Annotated in this window: 5 protein-coding genes; 2 read left to right on the forward strand and 3 right to left on the reverse strand. The window is 43.9% G+C overall.

Annotation, left to right across the window (positions count from 1 at the left end; translation table 11 throughout):
* Positions 1-22: 22 nt before the first annotated feature.
* The 3 genes from F6K37_RS33580 to F6K37_RS33590 form a co-directional block, all read right to left on the reverse strand.
* Positions 23-811, reverse strand: coding sequence for a 2-amino-3,7-dideoxy-D-threo-hept-6-ulosonate synthase (locus F6K37_RS33580; protein WP_071104057.1), 789 nt, complete (start codon positions 809-811; stop codon positions 23-25).
* Positions 812-1,253: 442 nt separating this feature from the next.
* Positions 1,254-1,391 carry a hypothetical protein gene (locus F6K37_RS33585; RefSeq protein WP_158026374.1) on the reverse strand — a complete coding sequence of 46 codons (138 nt, stop codon included), beginning with the start codon at positions 1,389-1,391 and terminating at the stop codon, positions 1,254-1,256.
* Between the two features lie 102 nt (positions 1,392-1,493).
* Positions 1,494-1,616, reverse strand: coding sequence for a hypothetical protein (locus tag F6K37_RS33590; RefSeq protein WP_267875594.1), 123 nt, complete (start codon positions 1,614-1,616; stop codon positions 1,494-1,496).
* A gap of 48 nt (positions 1,617-1,664) precedes the next feature.
* On the opposite strand from F6K37_RS33590, the gene F6K37_RS33595 reads away from it, so the two are divergent.
* Complete coding sequence (locus F6K37_RS33595) at positions 1,665-2,927, forward strand: RNA-guided endonuclease InsQ/TnpB family protein (protein WP_071104056.1); 1,263 nt, start codon at positions 1,665-1,667, stop codon at positions 2,925-2,927.
* 204 nt (positions 2,928-3,131) lie between these two features.
* Positions 3,132-4,190, forward strand: a 1,059-nt coding sequence (locus tag F6K37_RS33600; RefSeq protein ID WP_287255055.1) for an NB-ARC domain-containing protein, incomplete at its 3' end; no start/stop codon positions are given.

Here is a 4,190-nt window from a genome sequence, read left to right on the forward strand (position 1 = left end):
AGGTCTAACCAAGATAATTTCATTACGCTACCTCCTTGATGGTAAACTGATAGGGATTACTGATAACTTTGGCAATTTCTTGAGAAATGAATGAGGGATTACTGTGTTGAAATATATTTCTACCAACAGCAACGCCTTTACCGCCAGCCTTGATGGCATCTTTGATCATCGATAAGATCGAGCTATCTGAATTGCTCTTTGCTCCTCCGGCAACGATAACAGGGATGTCAACAGCATTAACAACTTGTTTAAACGATTGAACATCGCCAGTGTAGTTCACCTTGACAATATCTGCTCCTAGCTCCCAGGCCAATCTGGTTGAGTGAGCGATCGCATCTGCATCGTACTCATTTTTAATCTTCTCTCCTCGTGCATAAACCATTGCTAGCAATGGCATACCCCATTGATGACAGGCTGCTGAGATTTGGCTGAAATCTTTGAGCATACGGTATTCATCGTTTGCCCCAAGATTAACGTGAATTGAAACTCCATCTGCACCAAGCTTAATGGCTTGTTCAACACTACTGACTAGATGTTTGGAAGATGGATCGGGAGATAGGTTAGTTGACCCAGAAAGATGCAAAATTAACGATATATCTTTCTGAATTAAACCTGGATGGATTGCCCGAGCTATCCCTTGATGAGCAACAATTGCACTAATGGTTTTCTCCGGTAACGATCTGATGAATTGATGAACTTTTGCCAGACCATTAACCGGACCAAGTGTAAACCCATGGTCAATTGGAACTATAAAATAGTTGTCTAATCCTTTGAGAATTCTTGCCAAACGATAATTTTTCCCAAGAGACATAAGAGACTCCTTTTGACTTGATTACATGATGTGGTGTTTTCCAAAATCGTCACCTGTCAGCCGTTGGCCGTTGGCCACGCTACTTGAGGTGCTGTCAGCCGTCAGCTTAAAATAAACCTGTTTGGCCTATGGCCACGCTACTTGAGGTGCTTTCCGTAACAGAGATTAAACGAATGCTTACCTCTTTTATTCAAAACAGTTTCCTCCTCAATAACCGTGCGTATAGCGCTAATCGCTGTTCGCTGATAGCTGATACGCGACACGCTGAATGCTTACTGGAAAACTAACTTTTAGTGTTTCACCGCACTTAGCTCAATCTCGATATTTCCATCTTGCCTGACACTCACAAACCGAAAGTCTCAGTTTTTGCCTCAGTTTTTGTCTTAGTAACTGGAACTCAGGTGAGTTGTCTGGTTTTTTTTAGAGTAATCTCAGGAATTTCTTAGATTTGGCTCAGGTTGAACTCAACAGGATAACTTACATAGCAAAGGGCACTTCGGAGTCGGGAGTCAAGCGCACCGAGGGAGTAGGGAGTCGGGAACTGTAGTTTTACAACCAGCTCTGCTAGCCTAGAGCTCAAACTGGTTTGTCTCAGTTTTTGTCTCAGTGGTTTCAGTTATGCTGTGTTTCTGAGATTTTTCTCATGTTTCCCTCAGATTCCCTCTTAGTTAACCTTCTCTAACTAATTCCATCTTTGCCCCAAGGGGACTCCCGTTATAGTCGTTCGCGCAGCGTCTGGCACTGCCAGTAAGACAAGTGCGGTAACTTCTGACCCTTGGGAATTGGAGGCGGGTTTAGTTGCCACTCTCAAGTACTTCCGCTATAATACCTATGGTTATAGCGGGGAATTTTAATGTTAACTCAAGTTAATAATCTTCGTTTAGACAAGCAGCAGATCTTAGCTCTTAGACAAATGTGTCACTTGAGCAAAAATATGTTCAATGTGGGGCTATATAATGTCCGTCAGTATTTCTTTCAGGAACGCAAACATCTGCGGTATGAAAGTAATTATCATCACTCCAAAGAGAATGAAAACTACAAATTACTGCCGACGGACATTGCGCAACAAACCTTAAAAATTGTCGATAGATCGTTCAAGTCTTTCTTTGGTTTACTCAAACTAAAAGCTAGTGGAGGTTACCAGGAAAAAGTTAGACTTCCCAATTACCTACCCAAGGATGGGCACTTTCTTTTAGTCATTCCAGTAAGGAAACGTGACTGGGAGAAGCTACCCGGAAAGGACTGGTTATTTACCGTCCCTATGTCTCGCCAGTTCAAGAGAGAGCACGGTGCAGTTCAGTTTACTATTCCAGAAAGACTTAGGTCATTAACAGTCAAAGAAATCCGCATCCTCCCTAAATACAAAGCAAGGTACTTTGAGATTTGCTATTGTTACGAAAGTGAACCTGAGGGGCAAGTTGAACAGACCAGTGAAATTTTGGGTATAGATTTGGGGCTTGATAATTTTGCTACATGTGTTAGCACCACTCAAAAGTCATTTATCATTGACGGCAGAAGAATCAAGTCTGATAATCGCTTCTACAACAAGCGCAACGCTAAACTTCAGTCTATTAAGGACTTGCAAGGTATCAAGACCTTAACAAATCGACAGGCTAGATTGCTTAGGAAGCGAAACCACAAAGTCAGGGACTTCACCAATAAGGCCGCTCGATATGTTGTGAATTGGTGCAGACAGAACAAAATCAGTAAGATTGTTATCGGATACAACCCTGACCTAAAGCAAAGGGTCAATATGGGTAAGCGAAACAATCAAAAATTTACCCAGATTCCGATTTACATGTTCAAGGACAAGCTGGAAAGCCTCTGTCTCAGATATGGGATTGAATTGATCGAACAGGAAGAGTCCTACACCAGTAAAGCATCAAGCTTGGACTTGGATGAATTGCCTGTATGGAATGCTGATAACCCTAAAAGTTACACGTTCAGTGGGAAGAGAGTCAAGCGTGGATTGTACCGAACCAGTGAGGGTTGGTTAATTAACGCCGACTGCAACGGAGCACTGAACATAATTCGGAAGCATACAAGTAAGCCCGATGATTTTATTGGAGGGTTTAGAGGCTGTTTGGCTCAGCCATTAAGAGTTTTATGCTCTTAAGAATCCCCCGCTATAATCGTCCTGCAAAGCCGACGCGGGGCGCGTTCGATTTAGCGGTGGGAGTAGTCAAAACATTTCTATATTGCGCGGCGTTTTGCTCACCCATAGATTAAAGAGTTAGGTATAGTGATGGCTGGATTAGAGATGGTGCCATAGCGATCGACCCCATGGATTGGGGGTTAAGCAAAGCAAGAGAGTGGACTTATGATGAATTCGGTGCGAGCATCTGAATCAGGACTTAAATTAGTAGACCAAGCTAGACGTCAGAAAAGATGGAACAAAACAGCGGTAGCTTGGTATACCAGTGCATTTACCTCTAGGGCAACCTTAAACCGGTTTTGGGGGAGACAGTCAATTCGTACTGACACCTTCATGGCCATTTGTAGTGCTGTAGGTCTTGATTGGGAAAAGGTAGTTGAGCCGGATCAGTTTGAGATAGACCAGTTTGAGATAGATCAGATGGAGCTAACAGCGCTATCGACAACTGCTCTGGCTGGAATTGGACATCTTGATTGGGGTGGAGCTCCAGAACCGAGGAGTTTCTACGGTCGGATGCAGGAACTGAATACCCTACAGGAATGGATTCTACAGGACAACTGCTGCCTGGTGGCACTTCTAGGGATGGGGGGAATTGGCAAAACCACCTTGGCTGTGAAGTTAGCCCATCTGCTACAGGATAAATTTGAGTTTGTGATGTGGCGCAGTCTACGCAATGCTCCTCCCCTAGAGGAAGTCCTGGCAGACATGATTCAATTTCTGTCTGTGCAGCAGGAAACGAATTTACCGTCGTCTGTGGATGGCAAAATTTTGCGATTGATTCAGTATTTACAGGGGGCGCGTTGCCTGCTGGTTCTTGATAATACCGAATCGATTCTGGAAAGTGGTTCTCGCACCGGTGGCTATCGAGAGGGATATGCTGGATACGGTGAGCTGCTCAGAACTATTGGGGAAACCTCCCACAACAGCTGCCTAGTGATGACCTCCCGGGAGGCACCTCAAGACTTGACCCTTCTGGAGGGGGAAGCCTTACCGGTTCGCTGCTTCCCACTCAAAGGTTTACCAGAAACCCACGGACAGGAAATCTTTAAGGAAAAGGGAAATTTTATTGGAGATGACACCCAATGGATGACCCTAATTGAGCGTTATGCCGGAAATCCTTTAGCCTTAAAGATGGTAGCCTGTGCAGTCAGAGACTTTTTTGATAGCAATATTGCTCAGTTTCTGGATTTTTTAAAGGAAGGCTCATTCATTTTTGATGATATT

Source organism: Moorena sp. SIO4E2, assembly GCF_010671945.1.
Taxonomy (GTDB): Bacteria; Cyanobacteriota; Cyanobacteriia; order Cyanobacteriales; family Coleofasciculaceae; genus Moorena; species Moorena producens.